Source organism: Vibrio quintilis (assembly GCF_024529975.1).
Lineage (GTDB): Bacteria > Pseudomonadota > Gammaproteobacteria > Enterobacterales > Vibrionaceae > Vibrio > Vibrio quintilis.
Genome location: NZ_AP024898.1, coordinates 1574503 through 1598826 on the forward strand (window position 1 = coordinate 1574503; position 24324 = coordinate 1598826).

The 24324-nt window shown below is 44.5% G+C and carries 21 protein-coding genes; 9 read left to right on the plus strand and 12 right to left on the minus strand.

All coding sequences use genetic code 11. The features are described 5' to 3' along the window. Positions 1–267 precede the first annotated feature (267 nt). Positions 268–1110, plus strand: coding sequence for an alpha/beta fold hydrolase (locus OC443_RS25580; protein WP_073579556.1), 843 nt, complete (start codon positions 268–270; stop codon positions 1108–1110). Between the two features lie 279 nt (positions 1111–1389). Further along, complete coding sequence (locus OC443_RS25585; RefSeq protein ID WP_073579555.1) at positions 1390–1836, plus strand: hypothetical protein; 447 nt, start codon at positions 1390–1392, stop codon at positions 1834–1836. Positions 1837–2123: 287 nt separating this feature from the next. Here the strand turns inward: OC443_RS25585 and OC443_RS25590 are convergent, their stop codons facing one another. The 3 genes from OC443_RS25590 to OC443_RS25600 form a co-directional block, all read right to left on the minus strand. Beyond that, the gene (locus OC443_RS25590; RefSeq protein WP_073579554.1) at positions 2124–2360 is read right to left on the minus strand and encodes a nucleotidyltransferase domain-containing protein; all 237 of its coding nucleotides are present in this window, start codon (positions 2358–2360) and stop codon (positions 2124–2126) included. Positions 2361–2506: 146 nt separating this feature from the next. Further along, complete coding sequence (locus OC443_RS25595; RefSeq protein WP_073579553.1) at positions 2507–3004, minus strand: hypothetical protein; 498 nt, start codon at positions 3002–3004, stop codon at positions 2507–2509. 51 nt (positions 3005–3055) lie between these two features. Then, positions 3056–3541: a hypothetical protein gene (locus tag OC443_RS25600; RefSeq protein ID WP_143169189.1), complete on the minus strand. Its 486-nt coding sequence runs from the start codon at positions 3539–3541 to the stop codon at positions 3056–3058. Positions 3542–3688: 147 nt separating this feature from the next. Between OC443_RS25600 and OC443_RS25605 the strand changes: the two genes are divergently transcribed. Continuing rightward, positions 3689–4597 carry an EamA family transporter gene (locus OC443_RS25605; RefSeq protein WP_073579551.1) on the plus strand — a complete coding sequence of 303 codons (909 nt, stop codon included), beginning with the start codon at positions 3689–3691 and terminating at the stop codon, positions 4595–4597. A 282-nt stretch (positions 4598–4879) separates the two neighbouring features. Here OC443_RS25605 and OC443_RS25610 read toward each other — a convergent pair whose 3' ends face one another. Beyond that, positions 4880–5443: a hypothetical protein gene (locus OC443_RS25610; protein ID WP_073579550.1), complete on the minus strand. Its 564-nt coding sequence runs from the start codon at positions 5441–5443 to the stop codon at positions 4880–4882. A 241-nt stretch (positions 5444–5684) separates the two neighbouring features. Between OC443_RS25610 and OC443_RS25615 the strand changes: the two genes are divergently transcribed. Next, positions 5685–8147, plus strand: coding sequence for a hypothetical protein (locus OC443_RS25615; protein ID WP_073579549.1), 2463 nt, complete (start codon positions 5685–5687; stop codon positions 8145–8147). A gap of 21 nt (positions 8148–8168) precedes the next feature. After that, on the plus strand, positions 8169–8879 hold the full coding sequence (locus tag OC443_RS25620) for a hypothetical protein (protein WP_073579548.1): 711 nt from the start codon (positions 8169–8171) through the stop codon (positions 8877–8879). A 95-nt stretch (positions 8880–8974) separates the two neighbouring features. Here the strand turns inward: OC443_RS25620 and OC443_RS25625 are convergent, their stop codons facing one another. Next, positions 8975–9418 carry a GNAT family N-acetyltransferase gene (locus OC443_RS25625; RefSeq protein ID WP_073579547.1) on the minus strand — a complete coding sequence of 148 codons (444 nt, stop codon included), beginning with the start codon at positions 9416–9418 and terminating at the stop codon, positions 8975–8977. A gap of 441 nt (positions 9419–9859) precedes the next feature. On the opposite strand from OC443_RS25625, the gene OC443_RS25630 reads away from it, so the two are divergent. After that, positions 9860–11629: an alkaline phosphatase D family protein gene (locus tag OC443_RS25630; RefSeq protein ID WP_200796867.1), complete on the plus strand. Its 1770-nt coding sequence runs from the start codon at positions 9860–9862 to the stop codon at positions 11627–11629. A gap of 286 nt (positions 11630–11915) precedes the next feature. After that, positions 11916–12872, plus strand: coding sequence for a transposase (locus tag OC443_RS25635; RefSeq protein WP_073579545.1), 957 nt, complete (start codon positions 11916–11918; stop codon positions 12870–12872). A 305-nt stretch (positions 12873–13177) separates the two neighbouring features. Here OC443_RS25635 and OC443_RS25640 read toward each other — a convergent pair whose 3' ends face one another. The 6 genes from OC443_RS25640 to OC443_RS25665 all read right to left on the minus strand — a co-directional run bounded on the left by OC443_RS25640 (position 13178) and on the right by OC443_RS25665 (position 20905). Continuing rightward, a complete protein-coding gene (locus tag OC443_RS25640; RefSeq protein ID WP_073579544.1) occupies positions 13178–15115 on the minus strand; it encodes a heparinase II/III domain-containing protein in 1938 nt (645 codons plus the stop codon). 68 nt (positions 15116–15183) lie between these two features. Further along, the gene (locus tag OC443_RS25645) at positions 15184–16272 is read right to left on the minus strand and encodes an ABC transporter ATP-binding protein (RefSeq protein ID WP_073579543.1); all 1089 of its coding nucleotides are present in this window, start codon (positions 16270–16272) and stop codon (positions 15184–15186) included. A gap of 20 nt (positions 16273–16292) precedes the next feature. Then, complete coding sequence (locus OC443_RS25650) at positions 16293–17153, minus strand: carbohydrate ABC transporter permease (RefSeq protein ID WP_073579542.1); 861 nt, start codon at positions 17151–17153, stop codon at positions 16293–16295. A gap of 11 nt (positions 17154–17164) precedes the next feature. Continuing rightward, positions 17165–18034: a carbohydrate ABC transporter permease gene (locus OC443_RS25655; RefSeq protein ID WP_073579541.1), complete on the minus strand. Its 870-nt coding sequence runs from the start codon at positions 18032–18034 to the stop codon at positions 17165–17167. A 100-nt stretch (positions 18035–18134) separates the two neighbouring features. Further along, on the minus strand, positions 18135–19433 hold the full coding sequence (locus OC443_RS25660) for an ABC transporter substrate-binding protein (RefSeq protein ID WP_073579540.1): 1299 nt from the start codon (positions 19431–19433) through the stop codon (positions 18135–18137). 389 nt (positions 19434–19822) lie between these two features. Beyond that, positions 19823–20905, minus strand: a complete 1083-nt coding sequence (locus tag OC443_RS25665) for a LacI family DNA-binding transcriptional regulator (RefSeq protein ID WP_083601498.1) — start codon at positions 20903–20905, stop codon at positions 19823–19825. A gap of 310 nt (positions 20906–21215) precedes the next feature. Between OC443_RS25665 and OC443_RS25670 the strand changes: the two genes are divergently transcribed. Continuing rightward, a complete protein-coding gene (locus OC443_RS25670; protein ID WP_073579539.1) occupies positions 21216–22184 on the plus strand; it encodes a phosphotransferase family protein in 969 nt (322 codons plus the stop codon). Positions 22185–22281: 97 nt separating this feature from the next. Here OC443_RS25670 and OC443_RS25675 read toward each other — a convergent pair whose 3' ends face one another. Then, positions 22282–23325: a GMP reductase gene (locus OC443_RS25675; RefSeq protein WP_073579538.1), complete on the minus strand. Its 1044-nt coding sequence runs from the start codon at positions 23323–23325 to the stop codon at positions 22282–22284. A gap of 408 nt (positions 23326–23733) precedes the next feature. Here OC443_RS25675 and OC443_RS25680 point away from each other — a divergent pair, with 408 nt between their 5' ends. Next, positions 23734–24318, plus strand: a complete 585-nt coding sequence (locus tag OC443_RS25680; RefSeq protein ID WP_073579537.1) for an outer membrane protein — start codon at positions 23734–23736, stop codon at positions 24316–24318. Positions 24319–24324: the final 6 nt, after the last annotated feature.

Here is a 24324-nt window from a genome sequence, read left to right on the forward strand (position 1 = left end):
TCAGGATTCTCACCTGATTCACTTTTCACCGGTCACATCAAGCTCACTGAAAATGTAGGCTCCTATAGTTTTCCCCTTTAAAAAATAATTAGATACCCCATTGACTGTGGTACAGGTCCGTCTCACCGTTCGTTTGGCTTGGCTTGGCTATATTCAAAAAATATCCTTTTATTAATGCCTGCAGCGTGAAATAGCCTAAAATCAATAGAGTCATAAATCATAGACACATTTAACACCCAGTAAATCAACATAATTGGGACGCAATTCATGAGATATTTTACAGAAGAGCAATTTACTTTAAACCAACATATCACAATTAATACTGTAATATATGGGCATAACAGGCCTGACTTTAGTAGAAATTCAATAATTTGTTTAAGTGGCTTTGGCTGTGACCATTATAATTTTCTATGGTTAGCAGAACAACTCTGTCGTGATTTTAATATGGTCCTTATTGATAACCGCGGAACTGGAAAAAGTTCACCTGCTTATAAAAATTATGAAATAAAAGATCTCGCTCATGATGCTCTCGAAGTCGTCAATGCACTTAATTTAACTACCTTTCATATTGCTGGTATTTCAATGGGTGGATTCATCGCTCAAGAATTAGCCCTGATGGCCAAAGAAAGAGTGAAAAGTTTATCATTATTATGCACGAGTTCTGGTGGCGATGATTTTATTTCTATACCACAAACAACAGAAGAAGAACTTCGTACAAGTTTTGCTCTTGAAGAGCCTTTGAGATCAAATATTATACTTCAGGCAACAGTTCATCCCAAGGTCGTTAAGCAGAAGCAAGAACTTTTTCAAGAAATACTAAAACTTCGTACTTCCCACCCTGCTGATGTAGAACAAGCAATCTTCCAGAAGAGAGCCATCGATTTATTTCTCTCAAAATCGTTACCTTTAGCACAACTTACTATACCTGTGCTTGTAATGACAGGAGCCAATGATCGTCATGTTAATCCTGAAAATTCTAAAAGAATTAGCCGCAAAATAAAAAGCTCAAAGCTCATCATGGTAGAAGAAGCCGACCACCAATTTTTCTTAGAGAAAGCAGATGAAGTCTCAGACAAGTTAAGAACATTTTGGGAAAGTCTCACTTCATGATAATCATCACATTTTTGTATGAAATCATTTATTAAATAATTACTAATAATTGATTAATTTAACATACACTCTTTCTTGTTCAGAAAAAATATATATAAAAAACAATAACAAAAACAGGCACGTTATTATTATGTAACATATTTGTATTGTTTTTATGTTTTTCTCTTTGTGATGGTCAATAGAAGCTATTTACCACCTCTTGCACATCTTTAGTTTTACGTCTAATTTCAAATTAATCCATTTTCATAGTTTACATATGACAAACATGGGGCTGGGGCAATGAATACAGATATTGAAATGAAAGATGATCACCCAGAATACTCTGACTATCAAAGTAATATCAATGACAGAGATATATACAAAGAAGCAAGCCAATGGCTGAGAACATGCCATAATATTCTGTGGAGTATCACTACGGTTTTTATTCCAACGTCAATGGCAGCGGCTCTTTATGCACTGCAACATAACAATGGAATAATATTAGCTGGAGGAATATTATTATACTTAGTTTGGTTTTATTTATTTTACTATTATGGATATATCGCTTTATCTCCAAGAAAAGTACTTGAGGATATTGAGCAAAAAAATAACTTCCCTGACATACTTAAAATGTATACACATCAACACAGATACATTTATGGACTACTAAGCCTAAAATACAGTCCAATAATATTTACAATAATTTACTTTGTAGTATGTACAGCAATATATAAACATATACTATGACACTTTTTGGTATATAGGTTGTAGTGAGAACCAATTGGGCAAGAACAGGCACTTCAGATAATACGAATCATGCGTTTTTTAAGTGCCTGTTGGTCAGTTATTTATATCTCTTCAGGATATCTGAAACCCTGAAAGGCTGTGATATTTACAAGGACAGACACCTCATGTGTACCCACTCAGACCTGTACCACCAACCGATGTAGTGTCTGTCCCTGTTATCTACATACTTCGTTCTTCATCAGTATGACGTTTTGATTTTTGGCTTAGGGTGCATGTCCCCGTTGATTTTAATGCGCATTCACAATCACCAGAATGTCGTAATCACTGACATAACCATTAGGAATATCGCTCACCCAGCCGCCTTTGGCATTGCTGCCGAACAGAATGATTTTATGAATTTTAAACTCACGCTTCGTTCCCGGCTTCCCGACCAGATAGTCATCCAGCGTATCGCGCAGAATGGTTGAGATCTGAGCCAGTTCATGCTGTTTTCGTTCAGGAAGATGGTCGAGTGAGGTTTTCATAACAGATTGAAAAGCCGGGTGAGTGAATGATTGGGATAGTTTGGCCGGGGTACGGGGAAATGTCTATGGTTTTTATGGCGGTTGCGTGATGAACGGATATAAAACAATGAACTGGCAAGGGACGGTGCCTGTCCTGTCACTGTCTTTTACATGCTGATTTTATATTCATGGCACATTAAATTAATTTGTGTTTCATGTTGATCAGTAAAAGGACTGATTAACATTGCCTCGTGGCCCCCACGTTTCAGCGTAGTTACAACTTCATTAGGGTCACTGTATTTATTTAAAAAAGGTAACCCCACCTCTACGAAAAATTCATATAGGCTCTTTGCTGATCTGGCCGCCTCATCAGATGAAGAAACTGGAAATCTCATTTGACCTGAACCTTTGATATTTCCAAGCTCAGCACCGATAATACACATACGCTTTTTGCCTGAAAGATACTCTAGAGCCACATCACCAATCGCATCAAAATCTGAATCATGACTAACGCATGAAATATGGAAAAACCACATAACACCATGGTGGTTCAGCTTAAAATGACGATCTCTTTTTACAAACTTCCACTCAGGTAAAAGCATGTTAAGTTCGTCTATAAATTTTTCTTGTAGCTCAGATACTTTCATAGCATATAATGCCCGCATTTGTGATTGCTTTGGAGCGCAGCGAAAAACCAGTCCGACAACATGCGCTTGTCAGGCTTTGGTTGCATGATAAAAGACTCCCGGCCCATCGGGATTATAAAGCTCCCAACTCACATTTTCATACCGAACAAAAACCTCATTGGCTTGTAGAACATTCCACCATTGGTTCAACGTATCGAAAAATAGTGAAGTTGTAAAACCATCGGTAAGGTCGCTTGGAAAGTATGATATTTCAATAGCGATTTCTTCGTCTTCAGGCCAATCTAGAAATAGATGAACCTGGCTTACAAAACTATCACTGGATTTGAGTTGGCCGTGAATACAACCCGCTTCACGTTCTTTCACGTAAGACATCACATCTCGCGAAGATAACTCCACTAACTCACCATCTTGGTCCAGAAGCTCACCATCGTAAAATGCATCTAAAAACTGCTTTAAGAATTCTTCGACACAGACCAAAGTTGCCGGAGTAAATGTAATATCCCTGGTACTACCATCACTATCAGTTAAGTATTCAACTATCATAGCTTCATTCATATGGGAGCCTAAGAGTTTATTAAGCGATTGGTTGTGGCCCACCGCAACGTCCAATATTTTTATCAGAAACACTGATAAGTGTTGATTATTTATTGCATACCGTTTATTAAAAATAAATAAAATTTGGTTGTATAAAAAGGAGTTTTTATGCTTTTCAGGGATCGATTGTTAGCATTTACAATTGTATTGGTATGGGGAGTGAACTTTGTTGTCATCAAAGTTGGCTTACAGGGGATGCCGCCGCTTTTGTTAGCGGGACTGCGTTTTCTTTTGGTAGCAATTCCGGCAATCTTTTTTGTTGAAAGGCCAAAAGTGCCGTTGAAATGGTTGATCATCTATGGATTGACCATCAGTTTCGGGCAGTTTTCTTTATTGTTCTGGGCTATTCATGCTGGAATGGCGGCGGGCCTTGCATCTTTACTGTTACAGGCTCAGGCGTTTATTACACTGCTGTTCGGAGCTCTTTTTCTTAAAGAGAGTATTCGTTTACATCACCTGGTTGCGATGGTAGTAGCTGGTTATGGAATTTATGTATTAGCTGGTGCTCAGGGACATGATACAACGTCTCTTAGCTGGTTTACTCTGCTGCTGATCTTGGGCGCTTCAACTTGCTGGGCACTGGGAAATATCAGCAATAAAGTGATTACGAAGAGCTTTCAGTTTACCACTATGTCTCTGATCGTTTGGAGTGCGACTATACCAGCCATTGCTTTTGCCATCGCATCTTATTGTATTGAAGGAGAGGCGGCTATCCTCAGCTCGTTGCAACATATTCAGTGGCATAATATTTTTTCAATTGGCTATCTTTCATTCCTGGCTACGATTGTGGGCTATGGAGGATGGAGCTATTTACTGAGCCGTTACGAAGCTTCTTTGGTGGCACCTCTTTCGCTGCTGGTTCCTGTCTTCGGGCTGTTGAGTGCAATGTTGTTGCTCGGAGAACAATTAAATCTGCAACAGATTTTCGGTGTAATAATTATTGCATTCGGGTTGGTGATTAATGTTTTTGGCGGTAAGTGGGTGCGTGCGCTGCAACTGGTGGTGCGTACCCATTAAATATAAAGGGAGCTATAGTCAAATCTGGTGTACCCCCTTATGTCAGGATAGTTGCCACTGTTAACGATTATCGGGACAGACACAATAGTTTATTACTTAATTAGACGCATACGAAAAAGCCCTGAATATGGCTCAGGGCGAAAGAATGCGTATATGAGATACAGACTATATTGTCTGTAAAAAATATATCAATGATTCACATCATTCTTAGTCATTGAATTAAATACATGAGTAAATTTTCAACTTAATATAAGGAATATCTGATGAACTTTTCAGTTTACTTCATTGAACATATGAATAATTTTTACAGTATATTTTAGTGATGTAATCATCACCATCATCTTTATACTGAAAACCAACAATATATTCATTATCACCACAACCAATAGTTCGGTTGTTTTGAAGATCATAAGAATTCGTTACACCATTAGACTTCAGCGTTAAAATATTGACATTGCCATTAGAAATTTGTGCTGACTGTTTCAGTAGTTTTCTACATCGAAATTGTTCAATGCTATCGTCACCATCATTAAAGTAATATAACGATGACACAATGTATCCATCAGAGCATAGGTGATCTATATAATTTCCTTCTCCGTTCATCGTCCATTCTTCAACTTCAAGTGTGTCCCTGTTATACCATCCCAGCGCCCGGAACGCTTGACTATTCGTCGCAACCTCCTCAACACTTTTGTCATTACTACCTGCAAGCCTCATGGATACCAGAGGGGACTCGAATTTAAACCAACCGGTTTTCGTATTGAGGTAATGATATTCATTGGCTTGTGCCAATAAGCTGACTGAAGTTAGAGAAAATACTAAAGGAAACAATAAGTTAATTTTCATGGATACTCCATCAATTAATCAAAAGGATCAATGGAATGATAGAGCGCAACTTTATATAAATCAAGTTTCATATAAAGTTATTTGTGGCGTGCACCGGTAGACGCACGATCTGTGTTTCGGTATAACGTAATTGCTTTATATCGGGTTCTCCCTGATTCGCTCAGCATATAGCGCGGGTTATGGGGAAGTTGACAGATACAGAACAACGCACAGAGACCTCTAATTAATAATGAGCTTATCCATGATCGATTCCATGAGTGCCTCCCCTCTTCACCCAATACCTGAGGCAGTAAAAACCGTTTTAAAACAGTTTAACAGCTATGATGATCCGTGCCTGGTTTTGCTATATTGCGATGCCACGCAAGATGTGATCGATGCTGCTTATCAGCAAGTGGTGGAACAAAACCACTGTGAAGCCTCAAACTGGCTCTATCTTGAGCAAAACCTGCGTTTTTGTCACCTGTTCTGCAATTATCAAAACGCTAATTTTGTTGCCCATGACTTGACTGATATCCTGACCCGGCAAGGCTATCAAGCCAAACTGTCACTCTTTCGACATAACTGTATAGGTCATGCAGAAGACACCTATCGATGGAACGTCACCCAATTGCTGGCCCTCTTGGAGACAACCGATCCCGTAGCGATTAATGACTTTTGCGATACCCACCATTGGCAAGGTATTAACCAGTACGTCGAGGCGGACCGGGAAGCCCGCCTTGTTGCTGAAGAACAGAATGCAGAGGAGGAAACGCCCCCTCCCGAGGCTCACGGCGAACACATAGCAGCCCCGTTAAAGCAGCTCTTCCCTTTCATTGTTCACCTGCCTCAGGGTGAAATGCTGTGGCATTATGTGTTAACCGGAGAGCCTATGTTAAACGGAAAGACCGAGTTAAACGCAGAGCCTGAGTTAACCGAAAAATATGATGCGCCACTGACATTAGAAGCATGTCTGCTCGATCTGGACTCAGTCTTGGTTGTCTTACACGCGAAACGCCATAGCCCGGGTTTTTACCGCCACCTGCTGCGTAGCTGTCATGATGGCAGCGTGCCACCACAACATGAGATATTGGCGAATTTGACGGATATTTTAAGGCCGTTGTATCAGGTATTATTGTCGGCCCCACACGATTGCCAAAATCAACAACGTTTTTTACGCGTGTTGGATATTTTCTTCCACCTGTTTGATCAGCAAGACCTCCCCAAAAAATGGCGGCAAATTCTCGTCAAAGACGAAGCAACTGCGTGCCTCAGTGCCTCTGAGTTTGAACGCAGATACACGCTGCCAATGGAAACGCAAGACAACGCGATTTCCCCGCGCACTCAAAAGCACATTGACCAAATCATCGATTCACTGGATAACTTCTACTCATGTGATCACGAAGATTATCAAGAGATAGAACGTGTATTTGGCGCGAACCGCCACGCATATAACTACTCACTGTGGCAACGGGATGATGAGGAACAACAGACGCTCTGTCGTTTAATCGGTGCTATTTTGCTCAGCCAGGACCATGATGCAGGACGTGCCAATGACGACACCGACACTCTCCTTCAGTGGGTCAGTGAGGGATTATACCAGGATGTCTATAAGCAAATTGAACACGATTGCCGCCATCAACCCAAGCAACTAAAGGCGTGGCTGTTCGGCGGAAACAACGATGGTTTTGCCGCGGTGGTTGATGAGCTAAAATCAAAACTCAAGTACGACATGGCCAGAGACTTCCACGCCACTATCGGTGTGATCCAGACAAAATACCATCTCTTCTCTTCAATCGGCATTTTCAGGCCAATGCTTGCGACGTGCTACTGGCTATACAAGGTCAATCAGGATGATGTGGCCAAACGTGTCATCCTGTTGAGTATGGCCTTAGCGCCACAGGCGACTATCGACAGTATGTCACGCTTTTACCGAAAATCTTTCCGGGGATTTGCCGCTCCGGAACTTCGTAATACCTTCTTTACAGCATTACATGATATGGGGATTTCCGAGGCTGACCTCAGTGCATTTCACATCAGTATTGCCATCGAATATGAAGAGAGTGAGTTGGAAACATTAGTTCATCGGTATGCGGAACAAGACCAGGATGCACGTGAGCAGTGGAATTTAGCGATCAATAAGCTCTCTTCTTATGCGCGTGATTATTTCTATCTCAACGTTCATCGTTTACACCCTGAACTCAACACGCCGCTACGCGATTTTCGTCCCATCGTCGTCCGTGAGATCATGTCTGCTGTAGCAAAAGATAAACACGATGTCGATATCAACACACTCAGTGATTCAACGCTGCGCTTCCTCGATGGTGAGATGAGCTTTGATCAATACCAACACCTCACTCATCATCAAGTGGATCGAAAACAGTTCGATATACCGCCGTACTATTATACGAAGGAAGCCCCTAAGATTTTGCCACAAATCCTTGTGGAGCCAGATCCCGCCACCCAATTACGCTGGATCCAATGGTTTTGCTGCAAGTCAACGCCGCGTAAATTCAGCTGGACAAACCTCTTCCGTCGCCACACGACACACAATAAAAAACTGCAAACGGTGTTTCTGGAAGAGATGTTTTTTGAACAATTTGTCCACGAAGGCAACTTGTCATTCATTGATCGCCAAACGATCGAACTCGACGACTTAACGTCAGAAGGGCTTGAGTGCTGGCAAGACTATCAGCGCCATATGACCCGTAAAATCAAGCGCCAATAAACTGCACATGAGGAAATGAAGATGATTGATATGCAAGGCATTCTGAGTGAGTATCTGCCACTTCAGCTGATTTACTTCGGTGATGTGTATGCCGATGAAGACGGCGATCCCTATGCGTTTTTAAATGAGTATGATTTTATTTGGCAACCCATAAGCGAAAACCGTTCCCGCCCACATCTTTTTCTCGGTGAGGAAGTGGTGCGCTTTAAGCCAGAAAGTGGAAAAGATAAGGTAGAGAACCTGAACCGCCGCACTGGGGGGCAACCTCTGCGTATGCCCCAAATTTCAACCTGCTCAGGTCAATACACGTTGTTGGTCGCCAATGAACTCGCAGACGAACTTGAATTTTCTGACAAGCTGGGTATCACGCGCTCTGCAACTGAGGTTTATGATGCGGCGGGCCATTTGCATACCCATTTCACGGCGTTGTCATTCCATAAAGTGTTTTTTCATCATCGCTTTGAGACTCGTTTTAACGACACGCCAAGCGATCAACGCTTACTGGTGTGTATTGAGCTCGGCCAAAATTCATCGACGTTCTTGATCCACCAATCCCTGCTTGAACGTTGGCGACAACAAGGCGTCGAAGAGGTTAACTATGAGATTGAAGCTCAACATCAGAGCCTGAGAACACTCATGACCCTCGACCATTATTGGGGCAATCGCACGCGTTGGTTTTCCAACATGGACGATTTTCAACAAAATCGCAATGGCAATCTGAGTGATTATTAAACGCAAGAAACCCGCCGCCAAGGCCTTCCATCATGAAGGCCTTGTTCATGTTCATCAAACACGCACCGGGCGCCATCATGCTACTTCGGGAACCCTTACACGGTCAGAAAATAATGATACATCCCGGATTCTTTGACATAGCCTAAAGATTCATACAGCGCTTGGGCATTCACATTATCCGTCGTCGTTTCCAGGGCGATCCCTTTTACCTGATCGGCAACGGCCATGGCTTTAGCGGTCTGCATCAGTTGCCGGGCAATCCCCTGACCGCGGTAGTCCGGTGCCACGAACAGATCATTTAAAATCCATATCCTGGCCGCAGAGACCGATGAAAAACAAGGATAAAGCTGTGTGAACCCGGCCCCTTTTCCATCGCGATCGACCGCAACAAAGATCGCGGATTCCTGGTTTTGTATTCTCTGCGCCAAAAATTCACGGGCGCGTTCAGGATGACTTTCCTGATGATAGAAAACGCGGTACGCATCAAACAGCGGTGTCACAATATCCAGTTCATTCAGGCTGGCTTTCACGATATCCATTGATACTCCTTTTGATGTTGAATCTTGCTTCAGATAAAACAAAACGCATGGGCAGATATGGCTGGGAATTGATTCACTGACGTGAACGACGGTCTGCCTTTCCGGGCGTTGCAGAACAAATAAAATTATCATTAAATCAGGTAAATGAATAGCCTGGCCTTCGGCCTTCGATGTAACCCCACTAAGTATTTACAGGGACAGGTATTTACAGGGACAGGCACTTCACATTCAGGGGACAGGGGTTTACAGGGGACAGGCACTTCAGAAAACACAACTTATGCGTTTTTTACTTGTCTTTCTGGCAATTAAAACATTTTTGCACACAAAAAAATAAACGGACAGACGTTATGACTCCGGAGCTTTTCATATTCATGTCATGCCGTTGTCATTTTCATATCGGAGAATTTTTCATTCGATTATAAAAATAAAGACAAGGAATATATGATGAGCAATTCGATTTCTCGTCGCCGTTTCCTGGAGTTGTCAGCTAAAGGATTTGGTGCTGCTGTTATTTCCTATGGATTGATGGGATGTAACAGTCAAAGTAATAACGATACAGTTTCTGCCACTTTTCAACATGGGGTGGCCAGTGGTGACCCGCTCACCGATGCTGTGATTTTGTGGACCCGGGTCACACCGGAGCAGGAGGGGAAAGTTCAGGTGTCCTGGGAAGTGGCAACTGACCCGGAGTTTTCTCAGGTCGTCACCAATGGCAGTACATTCACGGATGATTCACGAGACTATACAATCAAAGTTGATGCTATCGGGCTTGAAGCCGGAACAAGCTACTACTATCGCTTTTTTGTCGATGATGTTCCCTCCACCACTGGTGTGACGAAAACCCTGCCGGAAGGGGATATCAGTTCGGTGAAATTAGCGGTGGTTTCCTGCTCGAATTTCCCTGCCGGTTATTTCAATGTGTTTGATTTAGCCGCACAGCGTGATGATCTGGATGCATTGCTGCATCTGGGCGATTATATCTATGAATATCCGCGGGGCGGTTATGCCAGTGATAATGCTGCGTCTATGGGACGAGAAGTTCTGCCTGCGACGGAACTGTTGAGCTTGAGTGATTACCGGACCCGTTATGCACAATACCGAACGGACAGCAGCCTGCAGAAAATTCATGCCAAAGTACCTTTTATCACCGTTTGGGATGATCATGAGGTCGCCAATGATGCCTGGAAGGATGGTGCAGAAAACCATAATGATGGGGAAGGTGACTACGATACAAGGAAAGAAGTCGCGACACAGGCCTATTTTGAATGGCTGCCCATCCGCCCCTGGCGGGAAGGCGATCATGAAGATATTTATCGCAGTTTCAGCTTTGGCAATCTGGTGGACTTACACATGCTTGATACCCGGTTGCTGGCGCGGGATAAACAGCTGAGTTACAGCGATTATATTGATAGCAGCGGCAACTTCGACCAGACGGGCTTAGCTGCGGCACTGGCTGATTCCACCCGGACGATGTTAGGACAGACACAGCTGGCATGGTTACAGCAGCAACTGACCACGTCAACAGCCACCTGGCAGGTTTTGGGGCAGCAGGTATTAATGGGAACCATGAATTTACCGGCAGCAATAGTGACTGGCCAGATGTCGGTGACGGATTACGCAACGTTAGGTGAGCTGGCACAGCTGGCAGCCAGACAGCAAGCAGGTGATACCACATTAACGGATGAAGAACTGGCTTATCTTGCGGCCAATCAGGATAAACTGACCGATGAAGTACTGGCATTGCTCAATCTGCCGGATATTCCATACAATCTTGATGCGTGGGACGGTTATGGCTACGAACGTGAAGTTCTGTTGCAAACGCTGAAATCTCTGAATAAAAATACTGTGATTGTGGCGGGAGATACTCACAACGCCTGGGCGAATAACATTACCGATTCTGGTGGTGATGCCGTAGCAGTTGAATTTGCCACCAGTTCGGTCAGCTCGCCCGGAATGGAAGTTTACTTAGGGTTTGGTGCCACTGAAGCGGAAACATATGAGAACGCCATTACCGGAATGGTTAGTGGACTACAATATACCAACTTGCTGGAACGGGGTTATCTGCTTCTGGAATTAACACCGGAACAGGCAAACGCGACCTGGTATTTTGTGGATACGATTTTATCAGACACCTACAGTGAACAGGCGGGGCGACGACGTCAGGCTTATATGCAGGCCGGTGACCCGAAGCTGGTGATGGTGGATTCCTAATCGCTTGAATATATAGAGACAGATGGTGAAAAGGGACTGTGGTTTGCGCAGTCCCTTTTTTAGTTATTAAGAGGACAACAGGGATAAGACAGGACAAAGACAACAGGGCAAAGACAACAGGGACATGCACCCTAAGCCTACACACAAACTGTCATACTTGTTCAACAGCAAGATTACATTGAGAACAAGTCATGACTCGCATCGCTCACCATCACCCCTGAAAATCGGTTTCAATTTTTTCTCTAGCCGACATAATCAATAGCATCATTCGCCACAGCATCGCACCATGACCACACCCAGAGCACAAAAAGTCTCTCTTGAACTGACACCTTACTATCACTGCATCTCCCGCTGTGTCCGGCGCTCTTATCTCTGTGGAGAAGATGAAATCTCCGGTAGGTCCTACGAACACCGCCGTCAGTGGGTTGAAGACCGGATTCTGGAACTGGCAAAAGTCTATTGCATTGATATCTGTGCTTATGCCGTGATGCATAATCATTATCATCTGGTAGTGCATCTGAATCGAAACAAAGCCGAACAACTCACCCACACCGAAGTGATTGAGCGCTGGGAAGCTGAACATCAACTCCCCACATTGATTCAGCGTTATTTACATGAACCATTAAGCATGGGTGAAACCAAACGATGCGAAGCGCTGATTGAAATCTGGCGGCAGCGCCTGTATTCACTGAGCTGGCTGATGAAAGAGCTCAATTTCGAGATTGCGAAACAAGCCAATCAGGAAGATGGCTGCACCGGACATTTCTGGGAGGGGCGATTTAAATCTCAGGCATTGTTGGATGAAAAAGCACTGCTGACCGCCATGACTTATGTTGACCTCAACCCCGTTAGGGCGAAGGTAAATCCCACGCCTGAAACTTCTGAGCATACGTCTGTCAAAAGACGGCTCGACAGCCTTGCACAAAACCAGCCCACCCCTTCCGGGCTATTTCCTTTTATCGGTTACGAACATCAGAGCCAATCGGAAGGCATCCCTTTCCGATTAATGGATTATCTGGAATGGGTGGACTATGCCGGCCGGCAAATCCGGGAGGATAAACCAGGGTACATTAACCCTCACCAACCCGATATCCTCTCGCGCCTTTCACTCAATCAAACTGAATGTCTCAAGCTGTGTACTCATCTGGAACAGAAGAAATGCCTGTGGATTGGCCCACCAAAACAATTGCAACGGGTCAAACAGCACTTCAATAAGCAACGCATTCATGGGATTTCTCTGTAATCCCTGCCTCACTGTATCTACACAGGCTCAACATAAATAAATCAGGGCATCCTCTCCCCACGAGTACATTTTCTTAACCAATTAAACGCTCCATTGACTCAGTTAGTGGCCTGAAAATATTGTACTTTCTGAAAAGAGAGGAAATACCGGAAATACCGGGACAGGGAAATACCGGGACAGGCACATCATCTGTACCAGCTCAAACCGGAGCAAGCGATGTGGTGCCTGTCCTCCTTATCTTTTGCTCCTTATCTTAGATCTGGCCCACCAGTGCCTGTCCCTTTTGTCCTTTTGTCCTTCGTTCGTTATCCCCCAACCAAAGAGATTGAAAAACCAAACGAATTTTTTGCTAAATCCTCAGCCACAAAGCGTAATTTACAGATAGCCTCACCCCACACTTCCCGGTGTTTTACATCGGTTAATTCGATCTTTTCAACTCCCTGATAAACAAGATTATTTGCTTCTATACGCAGCGTTTTGTCCTCCATACTTAATAAGACGATATGACCGGACTGTTGAATGACGTCCCGGACCGTCATATACAAAGGAAATTCCAGCGAGTTCAGCGTTTCAGACAGCTCAATGTTCTCTTCGATTGTCACCACTGACTTTTCATGATCAAAAGCAATCCGTGTGTGAATTCTATCTTTTTCGTCATCGTAGCCATAAACAACAGCTGAATTAAAACTCAATATACTTTGGGTCTGATTTTGAACAAACTCAACCTCCGTCGCATGTGCTCCCACACCGTGGCGCTGGACCCGACCATTGATAACCGGAACGTTGTGACCGACCGAACTGATATGCCACATGTCATAGCGGGTATCACTGAACGTTTCACGTGAATACGCCCCTTGTCCTAAGTCGATAATGATCGGCTCACCGTTGAAGTAAACACTAAAATGCCCGATGTCATTGTGAGAATGGTGGTTAATCAATTCATCGTTACTTCCGGCAATCGCACTCACACACATCCCGGTGCCCGGCACATCCTGATCCCGTGCCACCATCACCTGCATATCATCCAGCCAGACACTCTTCTCACTGATGACAGCATTCGAATCTGCGATCTGAGGGGTCCAGAACAGCTGTCGGGTCAGGTGGACTAGTGACTGCCTCATATAATCCCGGCCACCCCGCTCCGTTGTCTGTTGCAGGCACTGAGCCGCGGCCCGCTCAGAGTCTTTGATCACTAAATTTCCCAGTTGCTCAGAATCAATCAATTGCGCATATTTGCTGAGTAATCCATGGTCGAGGTCGACTTTTAAAGCCCCATCAGCAAAATTGACATAGCGATTGCCACCGATATGTAACTTCAGAATATGTTCACCGAAATGACGCAGTTTCAGGTTCTCTTTTATGTTGAAGTCAACCCGGAACCGCGCTTCAAGTAATGCGATGAATGCGGCCAGACGACCCGCACTGACATTCCAGTAAGTCGGCCCTTCAATGCAGCTGCCACTCTCTTTCAGATTATCGACAAACCGGGACACCAGCACACACAACTTATCCGTAATACTGACTAAACGATGTTTGTCATCAACCAGATAACAGGCGGTTAATAACAGGTTATGAGCACACCATACCGTCCAGTTATTCTTCCCGTTGTACCAGCCATAAAGTCTGGAACTTTCAAATTTACTCAGAACACGGGTTTCTATTTGTTGATGGATTAAATGATAAAGCGCCGGATATTCATCCAGTAATAACGGCTGAAGTAAATAACACGTTTCCGCTAATAACCCGGCGGTTTCACAGTTAAATAAATCCAGATATTCATCATCAGGCACCGGAAATGGGTCATTTTCATTCCAGGGATTGACCGCCTTATATAAAATCATTTCATGGTGATGCGCAAAATTATGCGCAGGGACACACCAGTATATTTCACCGAGAATTTCCCAGATATAGTCAATAATTTTAGGCAGATAGTGACGTTCCGCCGTTAAGCATTCCGCAATCACCAGATACGATAGTTCGATCCTGCGGCGGAAGTAGTTTTCTTCATACTCAGAACGATCACCATTGACCATAAAATGGGTATACATGGTGCCAGACAACGGGTCGATTTCTTTGAGTAAAACCTTATCAGCGAAGCGCGTAATGGCCGTCGGCCAGTGATCGAGGCCGGGAGGAAGTCTCATATTCTCCCATGCTTCGCGCTGATCAATGGTTGGAAATGGTTGCCAGTCATCCCGATCGAGGCAACCACTCACAAAATCATTCAGAAAATTAGTGAACATATAAAGTACCAAATGTATAAAGACAATAAAGGCAGAAAAATATCCGACATATCAGTGCGGGATACGGATTAAACACAGGCACGGATTCGATGCCCTGTCTTTTGGTCAAACACAAGCACAGCAGAAATATAAGGAACCAGTGATATTTCCTGACCAACAGTAAGATCTTTCTGCTCTTTAAATGCAGCTTTCAGACTGAATGAGGGTAAATGACACATCACCACCATGTCAGAGCCGGTATTTTCAATGGTGTGAATCACCGCTTTAAAGCCTTCAGGGTGTTCACTCTCCTCAACTGAAAGATGCTCCGGACGAATGCCGATGACGATCTGGCACCCATCTGCAATGTTTAAATCCGGATCCAGCTGAATGATGTCGCCACTGGGGAGTTTTGCAAATAATCCATGACTGTCTTTCACTGCAATGCAATTAATCAGGTTAATCGACGGGCTGCCAAGAAACCCGGCAACAAAGGTATTATCCGGATCCTGATATAACTGCAACGGTGAACCACACTGATAAACCATGCCGTCTTTCAGAACGACAATTTTCTGCCCCAGTGTCATCGCCTCAATCTGATCGTGTGTGACATAGACAGAAGTCGTACCTAATGACTGGTGCAAATCAGCAATTTCCCCCCGAACCTGTGTTCTCAGTTTTGCATCCAGATTGGACAAAGGTTCATCAAACAAAAACACCGACGGATTGCGTACGATAGCGCGCCCCATCGAGACACGTTGTCTTTGCCCCCCGGACAGATCTTTTGGCAGGCGATCTAAAAGATGGTCAAGTTCGAGCATTCGGGCGGTTTTCTCAACTTTTGCTGCAATTTCTTTCTTGGGCATTTTTGCCAGTTTTAATGCAAATCCCATATTTTCGCGCACGGTCATTTGAGGATATAAAGCATAAGTCTGGAAAACCATGGCTATATCACGTTCTTTCGGCTCCTCATCCGTGACCACTCTGTTGGCGATAGAGATTTCACCGGACGATACCTCTTCCAACCCGGCAATAATACGTAATAAAGTCGATTTACCCGACCCGCTGGGCCCGATAAGCACACAAAACTCACCTTCTTCAATGTCTAATGACACATTGCGAATGACGTCAACAGAACCAAAGGACTTGCTTACATTTCTCAGAGATACTGATCCCATAATCGTTCACCTTTCAGAATTTAGCCTTTGACCGCACCAGCCATCAGACCGCGGTTAAATTGTTTTTGAAGTAGCAGATACACAATGACTGACGGAACCGTCGCAATCACAGTAACGGCGATAAATATATTTTGCTGCATAATTTCATCCACCCGGAGGGAGCGAAGAATCACCGGGATGGTATACAAACTCCGATCGTCTACAGCAATTAACGGCAATAAATACTGATCCCAAATCATCAGGAAACCAAAGATAGTCGTTGTCCCCAATGCTGGCTTAATCAGTGGCAGCACCACATTCTTGAAAATTTGTAATTCACTGGCACCATCCACACGGGCAGCATCTTCCAGGTCACGGGGAATCGCTTTCATAAACTCGGTCAGCAGGAAGATAGAAAACGCCCAGCCGACAATGGGCAGAATCAGTCCCGCATAGGAGTTATATAATGAGGCATCAATGATCGGAATATCCTTTTGCAGGATTAAATACAGCGGAATAGAAATCACTTCATCAGGCAACATCATGGTCGATAAGATGGCCAGACTGATGATCGCGCCGCCTCTGAACTTTTTACGGGCCAGCGCATAAGCGGCTAAGGCACTCACCGTAGTTTGCAGCAGGGTGCCTATCACCACAACAATCAGGGAGTTCGCAAGATAGAGCCACGCTTTAATCTCAACCCATGCATACCGGAAATGCGCCAGCGTCGGTTCTTCCGGCCACAAAACAAGCTGTCCCGGCTGTACTGTGTTCTTGCTGAATGCTGTGGCAACAATTCCCCAGAATGGTCCGCAAAACACTACAATAATCAGGACATAAGCCACGAAGCGGGCAACTTTCGCATAAATAGTTTTACCTTTCGCATAAATAGCTTTACTCATGACGCCTCCTCTCAGTTTCGCTCGAAGCGACTTTTAATAAAAATATGGGCGATGGTCAGAAAGACGGTGAAAGCGAATAACAGGAATGACACCGCTGCCGCATAACCATAATCCAGCCGGTCAAACCCAGTCTTAAAGATATGCGTCATAATCATTTCTGTTGAACCCGCCGGACCACCGCCTGTGGTCGTATACACTTCCGTAAAGACCCGGAAACCACGAATGAAAGACAGCATCAACACGACGGAAATCGCCGGTACTAATCCGGGAAGCGTGACATGCCATATTTTTCGCCAGGGGGAAGCACCATCCACATTCGCAGCGTCATAAAGCTCTTTATTAATCCCCGCCAGACCGGCGATTAAAATCACCATGTTGTATGGAATGGTTTTCCATACCTGCAACAGTATTACAGTAAACAGTGCCATATTCGGGTCAGACATCCACCCCTGGGGAGCGATACCAATAAAACCGAGGATTGAGTTCACAACGCCGGTTGATGCGGGGTAAAACAAAATGCGCCAAACCTCTGCCAGAATCGCCACCGATGTGACTGCCGGTATAAATATCGCGGTACGAATGATTCGAATATGTCTTGCCTGTCCCTGAAGTAACAGGGCAACGGCAAATGCCAGAATCACACCGCAAACGGTCGATGAACCCACATAGATAAATGTATTGACGACCGCATCATGCAGCTGAGTATCGGTTAACGCTCTTTGAAAATTATCCAGCCCGACGAATTGATCATCACCAAAAAACTTAATTTTGTAGAAGCTCATAATCAGCCCTTTGACAATCGGGACGAATTTGAACCAGGTGAATACGATCAATGCCGGTGCCAGAAATAGCCAGGGAACTAACCAGCGCCGCTTCTTCATAACTTAATCCTTTCTATCAACATCATCACGGAAGGCATGCATTCGCTCTGAAATACCGCAATACCTGAGAGCTCATATGCATATCCATTTTGAAAAATTTCTATTGAGCCAGAACACCCTGACGGCGGAGTTCATTGTTGACGGCTGTATCAATGTCTTTCAATTGATTCATGATATCGGTTGAGCAGGAAGACAGTATTTTGTTGAAGCCATCTGAAGTGATCTGGCGAATTGGTTTCCAGTTCGGCACCGCAGGGAAATACACGCCACCATTGGCATACTGCTCTGCGAAGGTATCCCAGTTTGCATCCTTGTAGATGGCCCGGGTATCAATATGTTGATTAACGGACAGGCGGACAATTGGCAATGAGTTTCCCTGAATACCTTCTCCCATCCCCATTTTCTGGCCTTTTTCCGAAATCAGGAATTCAAGGAATTTTTTCGAACTTTCCCGTGTGTCTTTATTACCGGCGAGAATATAGGCAGCGGTGCCCTCAGCTAAAGAAGCATGACTCACCGGACCCGCAGGCGGGACAATCACCTCAATTTTGTCTTTACCCGGCTCATTGTAAAATGAATTTAAGTGATAAGGACCGGAACGATAAATACCGGCCTGACCCGAGTTAAATACCGGCGTTGCATCACCTGTCGTTGAAGTAATAGCGGCAGGTTGTGCGTAACCGTTACAGATCATCTTTTGTGCAAATAGCATTGCAGATTTGACTTGCGGAGTCGCCAGACTGGCTTTAAAACCCTGTGGATTTGATGTCAGAAACTTCCCGCCAGCCTGCCAGATTAAATCACTCATAAACCAGCTGGCATAACCGCGGGTGGTAGAAAGTGGCATCACATAGCCATATGTATCCGCTTTACCACTGCCATTCGGGTCCATCTCCGTAAACGCTTTCGCCAGCTGGTATAAATCTTCCCAGGTTTTTGGCTTCTTCAACCCCAGCTTTTCCCGCCAGTCTTTGCGGACAAAGACAGCAAACGCCTGTGCAGAGAAAGGCACACCATAATATTTACCGTCATACGCACGCATCCCGTCCCAGGCAACGTCGTAAAGTGCATCCCCGCCTTTCACGGAATCTTTATCAATCGATTCCAGGATCCCCATTTCGTTCATCTGGCCCATCGAAGTCGCATCAGTGAGTACAACATCCGGCAATTTACGACTTGCAGCAGAACGCGCTAAACGGGTTTCAAAGTCAGAGTTCGCAAGAAAAAGATCCACTTTAACGCCGGTTTGTTGCGTAAATTCTTTCACCATCGCTTCAATGGTTCCCCGCTCATTATTTCCATAGCGTGCCCAAACATGGAGTGTATCTGCAGAAAACGCAGGGGCTGCAAATACAGAACTTAAGGAAAGGGAGAGGCACACAGCCAGTTTCATTCTCATAATATGTTCCTTCTTATTGTTTTATTGGCAGAAGTTGCGAACACAGACGCTTGTAGGGCACTGGTTCCTTGTGCACCGCCCTGGGCAGTGCGTCACTTGGCGAGAAATTACACTACCGGATATTTTTTAATCAATCAATTATAAATCCCGGAATTTAGTTAAACGTTTAACTAAATTGTTAGACCCATCACGAAACCATTACATTCAGATAAATAGGAAGATAAATTGATTAAAATATAGAAATAAACCCAGATAAAGTTAAACGGTTACCTTAAGAAGACCCCCTGTTCCCATTTGATTAAACCGTTGTTTCATTCACTATTTGGAGAATGAGAAGAGATAAAAGATGACCGGAAAGGAAATTTCAGCAATAAAACCGCACAGCGTAATCAGGAAGAGATAACTTTGGTTGATTCCCGAATCACTAACTCAGGATCAAGATCTTCTCTTTGAATCACATCCTTCCCATCAATCAGATCGAGCACTTTATGAATCGCCATTTCACCAAGTTCCTGCCCGCGGGTATCAATCGTTGTGAGAGACGGGTTCACATGCTTACTGATTGGATTGTTATCAATCCCGGCAATCGCGATATCCTGCGGAATACGGACACCAAACTGCCGGGCCTGCCCCATTAAGCCAATCGCCACCTGGTCATTACAGGCAATAATCGCATCGGCACGGTTGTTCGACAAAAGCACTTTTGAAGCAATACGCTCAGCCGATTCAACGGTTGGCGCCTCGACGGAATATTCAATAAATTCAACATCATGCTCAGAGAAAATAGCCTGAAGTTCAGCAATCCTGACCGCATTCCAGTTGGCACCGGCATACCCGACATAAGCAATACGCTTAAATTGTTGCCCAATGAGATAATTCGCCAGAATATCGATGGTCAGCCGGACATCCATCCCCACAGAAATCACACCGGTCCGGAAAGGATGCCCGATAAATACAACCGGGATACGGAGTTCTGCCAGCCAGTCAATCACTTCATCAGATAAACGGCCTGATACCAGTAAACCATCAACTCTCATGGTCAGTGTTTGCAATCTCTGCTGAATTTGTTTCTGATTCTCATCGAGATCTACGACTAACAGACTATAGTTTTGTTCTAACGCGACGCGGTTCGCCCCTTTGACAACATTGGTATAGTGTGGATTACAAATATCGAGAACCCCCAGTCCAATCGCGCCTGTTTTCCCGGTGACAACCGCCCGGGCCATGTAATTTTGTTGATACCCCAGTTGCTCAATGGCTTCACGAATTTTGGCTTCAACAGGCTCTGAGAATGATTGCTGCGCATTCATGAATTTTGAAACCGTTGCTGTCGATACGCCAGCAACTTTCGCGACATCACGAATGGTCGGCTTTCTCGGTTTTGTCATGTATCCCTGCTTTCTTGTCTGTCCGGTGAACAATGAAGTATGCAATTCAACCAGTTTGTTTTCAAGAAACTGATGTTGACTCATTTCTGAAATTCACTGTTTTGTTGTCTGGCCGGATAAGACCGTTCGGCATTAGATTTATAGTCAACAAGTTCTTAGCAGGGACAGGCACCTCATGTGCCTCATATGGAAAAAGCATTATAAATCCAGACAGTTTCAGGCGAATTGAAAAATAAACTTGTGGGGATCCTTCGCAGACCACTCAGCCTGTCAGTTGTTAAACCATGGTAAAATCAAATCTGGCAGGTTGAACGACCTCGTCAATGCCTTTTCCGTTTTTGCGCATTTTTCAGGGGCAGATGAAACAACAAACAGCTTCAGGAAGTAAATTTCAATGGACTTTGATAAAAAATTTGATCGACGGGAACCGACAACCGATTTCTCTCAGGCAAAGCTGCAACGATTATTGTGTCGTTCAGGCTACGAACCCGCTGGATGCATAAAAAAACTATCAGGCGGATACAGCAACCTGAACTATATCTTTGAATCAAAAGGGACAAAGTGGATTTTGAGGCTGTCAGGAAAATCAGTTCGCGAATTTCTCGGAGAATTATCCGTGCTTGAGCAAGTTGAGACCATCCTGCCTGTACCACGGGTATTGCAGTTTGAAACCGATGCGCCGGAAGTGAACCGACACATCGCTATCATGAGTTTTGTTGAGGGCGTCCCGCTGAGCCAGACAGAAGATGATCTGCCCGCGGCTGCGATTGAATCAATTGCCCGTTCTTTGGGATACTGGATGGCTAAAATGCATCAAATCTCTTTTCATACCTCAGGCTTCTTTGGATCCGGCGGCGAGATTGTGGAAACCTTTACGCCTTTTCAGGAAAAGACTTATCACTATTACCAACATCTCCTCTCAGAACCATTGCTGGCAAAGCGACTCGGCTCTGAGATGTTGGAAAAATTAACCAGGTATATAGCGATCAACCGGTCCTTACTTGAGTCACTGCCCGCTGTGATGAACCTGACCCACTCTGATTTCAATCAGAAAAATCTGTTGGTTGAGAACAAATCCGGACATTGGCAGATAGCAGCTATCCTCGACTGGGAATTCGCTTTTTCCGGATCACCAATGATCGATTTCGGCAATTTCTTTCGATACGACACCGAACTCTCTCCCCACTACGAGCAACCACTGGTTGAGGCGTATCTGGCAAATGGCGGAGTGTTGGATCACAACTGGAAAGCACAGGGCAAATACCTCGATCTGCTCTCAATGATGCAGTTTCTCACCCGCGAAGGCGACTATCCGCGAACGTTTGCGACAGCACGTAAGGTGATTGAAAATATAGTGGGATGATGAGCGGAAACCATCAAGATGAAACCTGAATACACAAAGCCAAAACCCGAAGGTTTTAGCTTATGCATTACAGGCTGAAAGAACTGATTTTCAAAAACTACTCTTTCCCGAACACCTGGTTTTCCTGTTCTTCCACCCGGATGAAAGTCGTCCTTTTCGTCAGCTCTTTTAACTGTGCGGCACCGACGTAAGTGCAGGTGCTCCTGACACCCCCCAGAATATCCTGAATGGTATCGTCAACACTACCGCGATAGGGCAGCAGCACGGTTTTGCCTTCTGCGGCACGGTATTTCGCGACGCCGCCGGAGTGCTTATCCATCGCAGATTTTGATGACATGCCGTAAAACTTCACGTAGCTTTCATCATTTTCAACCACAATTTCACCGCCGGATTCTTTGTGTCCGGCCAGCATGCCACCCAGCATGACAAAATCAGCACCGCCGCCGAATGCTTTGGAAACATCACCGGGGCAGGTACAGCCACCGTCACCAATAATCCGGCCACCGAGACCATGAGCAGCATCCGCACACTCGATAATCGCAGAAAGCTGCGGATAACCAACACCAGTTTTCACCCGCGTGGTACAGACAGAACCCGGCCCGATCCCGACTTTCACAATATCAGCACCGGCCAGAATCAGCTCTTCGGTCATATCACCGGTGACAACATTACCGGCAATAATCACTTTGTCCGGCAGACTTTGGCGGACCTTCTCCACAAATTCCACCAGATGCTCAGAATACCCGTTCGCAATATCAATACAGACGAACATCAACGCTTCATTCAAGGCCAGAATCTGATGCATTTTTTCAAAATCAGCATCTGATGTACCGGTTGACACCATCAAATGGTTCAACACTTTTTCATCCGCTGCTGCAACAAATGCAGACCATTCATCCACAGAATAGTGTTTATGGATCGCCGTTAAAACATCGTGCTCAGCAAGTGCTGTGGCCATTTCAAAGCTGCCCACCGAATCCATATTCGCGGCAATCACCGGCACCCCACACCATTGACGCCCACTATACTTAAATGTAAACTCGCGGGTTAAATTTACTTGGGAGCGGCTTTTTAAAGTTGAACGTTTCGGGCGAAACAGGACATCTTTAAAACCTAACTTAAGTTCTTGTTCGATACGCATTATCTATATTCCTTGTTGATTCACCTTGTGTCTCAATCGATGCAATGCTGAAAATTATGTTGGCAGACACCTTTTCAGCGATATCGGACACAAAAAAACCGGAGCGTTGGCAGACGCTCCGGTTTTCAGCATTATAGGTTTTGTTTTACTTTCTACAAGACTGATAATTTCATTTTTTTTATGCTACTATTTCGCGAAGCTGTATATCTGAATTAACAGGTTACAAAGAAACCCTTCATCATTATTACAATCGCTGTTCAGCCCTCAATATAAGCCTTAACACATATCAGATCTGTTCCCCAGAATCTGATGAAAAACATATCTCAATGGTTCAATTTTAAACAAAATTTGCTACAGTTAGGGAACGTCTGTTTGTCCGGAATACCCGGTAATTATCAGGCAAACGTCATGGAGGAAAGGATGGCATTCCCGTCGCTATGGTTCAAAACAATCATGCTTTTGCTGCTGGCATTACCATTTCAGGTGCTTGCGGCGGATCAGCATCATTTTTACCGTAGCTCAGGTATTGCAAAAATCGGAAATCAATCAAGTACTTTTGACGAAACATGGGTCACGCAAATCGGGTTCAACTATGCGCTCAGCTCAGCTATCAAGCTGGATATTGGTTACTCTGAAAGCCCTTCTTTTCAGGATTTCTCCTTGTTTTCCCAGCCACAACTACTCAATCAGCCCAAACTGACCTATAAAGGTATTTTTGGTGGTGCGAAAGTACAACATACCCTGTTTGATAATACATCGATCTACGCCAAAGGCGGCGTGGCCATTAACAAGTTTGATGAGTCCTTATCTAATGCTTCATCTGCTCCTGAAGCTGATTCGAGTGAAATCTCACCTTACTTCAGTATCGGAGCCAGTATCCCGGCCACAAATCTGATCAATCTGGATTTAAATGTTGAGATTTCGTATCAGGATCCGGAACTGAAATCAAATGTGAATCCAATCTTTCTTCTGGGCGCACAATACCGCTTCTGATGCCCT

Coding starts and splice junctions, on each gene's coding strand:
- OC443_RS25580 (WP_073579556.1), top strand. CDS start 268: ATGAGATATTTTACAGAAGAGCAATTTACTTTAAACCAACATATCACA.
- OC443_RS25585 (WP_073579555.1), top strand. CDS start 1,390: ATGAATACAGATATTGAAATGAAAGATGATCACCCAGAATACTCTGAC.
- OC443_RS25590 (WP_073579554.1), bottom strand. CDS start 2,360: ATGAAAACCTCACTCGACCATCTTCCTGAACGAAAACAGCATGAACTG.
- OC443_RS25595 (WP_073579553.1), bottom strand. CDS start 3,004: ATGCGGGCATTATATGCTATGAAAGTATCTGAGCTACAAGAAAAATTT.
- OC443_RS25600 (WP_143169189.1), bottom strand. CDS start 3,541: ATGAATGAAGCTATGATAGTTGAATACTTAACTGATAGTGATGGTAGT.
- OC443_RS25605 (WP_073579551.1), top strand. CDS start 3,689: ATGCTTTTCAGGGATCGATTGTTAGCATTTACAATTGTATTGGTATGG.
- OC443_RS25610 (WP_073579550.1), bottom strand. CDS start 5,443: ATGAAAATTAACTTATTGTTTCCTTTAGTATTTTCTCTAACTTCAGTC.
- OC443_RS25615 (WP_073579549.1), top strand. CDS start 5,685: ATGATCGATTCCATGAGTGCCTCCCCTCTTCACCCAATACCTGAGGCA.
- OC443_RS25620 (WP_073579548.1), top strand. CDS start 8,169: ATGATTGATATGCAAGGCATTCTGAGTGAGTATCTGCCACTTCAGCTG.
- OC443_RS25625 (WP_073579547.1), bottom strand. CDS start 9,418: ATGGATATCGTGAAAGCCAGCCTGAATGAACTGGATATTGTGACACCG.
- OC443_RS25630 (WP_200796867.1), top strand. CDS start 9,860: ATGATGAGCAATTCGATTTCTCGTCGCCGTTTCCTGGAGTTGTCAGCT.
- OC443_RS25635 (WP_073579545.1), top strand. CDS start 11,916: ATGACCACACCCAGAGCACAAAAAGTCTCTCTTGAACTGACACCTTAC.
- OC443_RS25640 (WP_073579544.1), bottom strand. CDS start 15,115: ATGTTCACTAATTTTCTGAATGATTTTGTGAGTGGTTGCCTCGATCGG.
- OC443_RS25645 (WP_073579543.1), bottom strand. CDS start 16,272: ATGGGATCAGTATCTCTGAGAAATGTAAGCAAGTCCTTTGGTTCTGTT.
- OC443_RS25650 (WP_073579542.1), bottom strand. CDS start 17,153: ATGAGTAAAGCTATTTATGCGAAAGGTAAAACTATTTATGCGAAAGTT.
- OC443_RS25655 (WP_073579541.1), bottom strand. CDS start 18,034: ATGAAGAAGCGGCGCTGGTTAGTTCCCTGGCTATTTCTGGCACCGGCA.
- OC443_RS25660 (WP_073579540.1), bottom strand. CDS start 19,433: ATGAGAATGAAACTGGCTGTGTGCCTCTCCCTTTCCTTAAGTTCTGTA.
- OC443_RS25665 (WP_083601498.1), bottom strand. CDS start 20,905: ATGAGTCAACATCAGTTTCTTGAAAACAAACTGGTTGAATTGCATACT.
- OC443_RS25670 (WP_073579539.1), top strand. CDS start 21,216: ATGGACTTTGATAAAAAATTTGATCGACGGGAACCGACAACCGATTTC.
- OC443_RS25675 (WP_073579538.1), bottom strand. CDS start 23,325: ATGCGTATCGAACAAGAACTTAAGTTAGGTTTTAAAGATGTCCTGTTT.
- OC443_RS25680 (WP_073579537.1), top strand. CDS start 23,734: ATGGAGGAAAGGATGGCATTCCCGTCGCTATGGTTCAAAACAATCATG.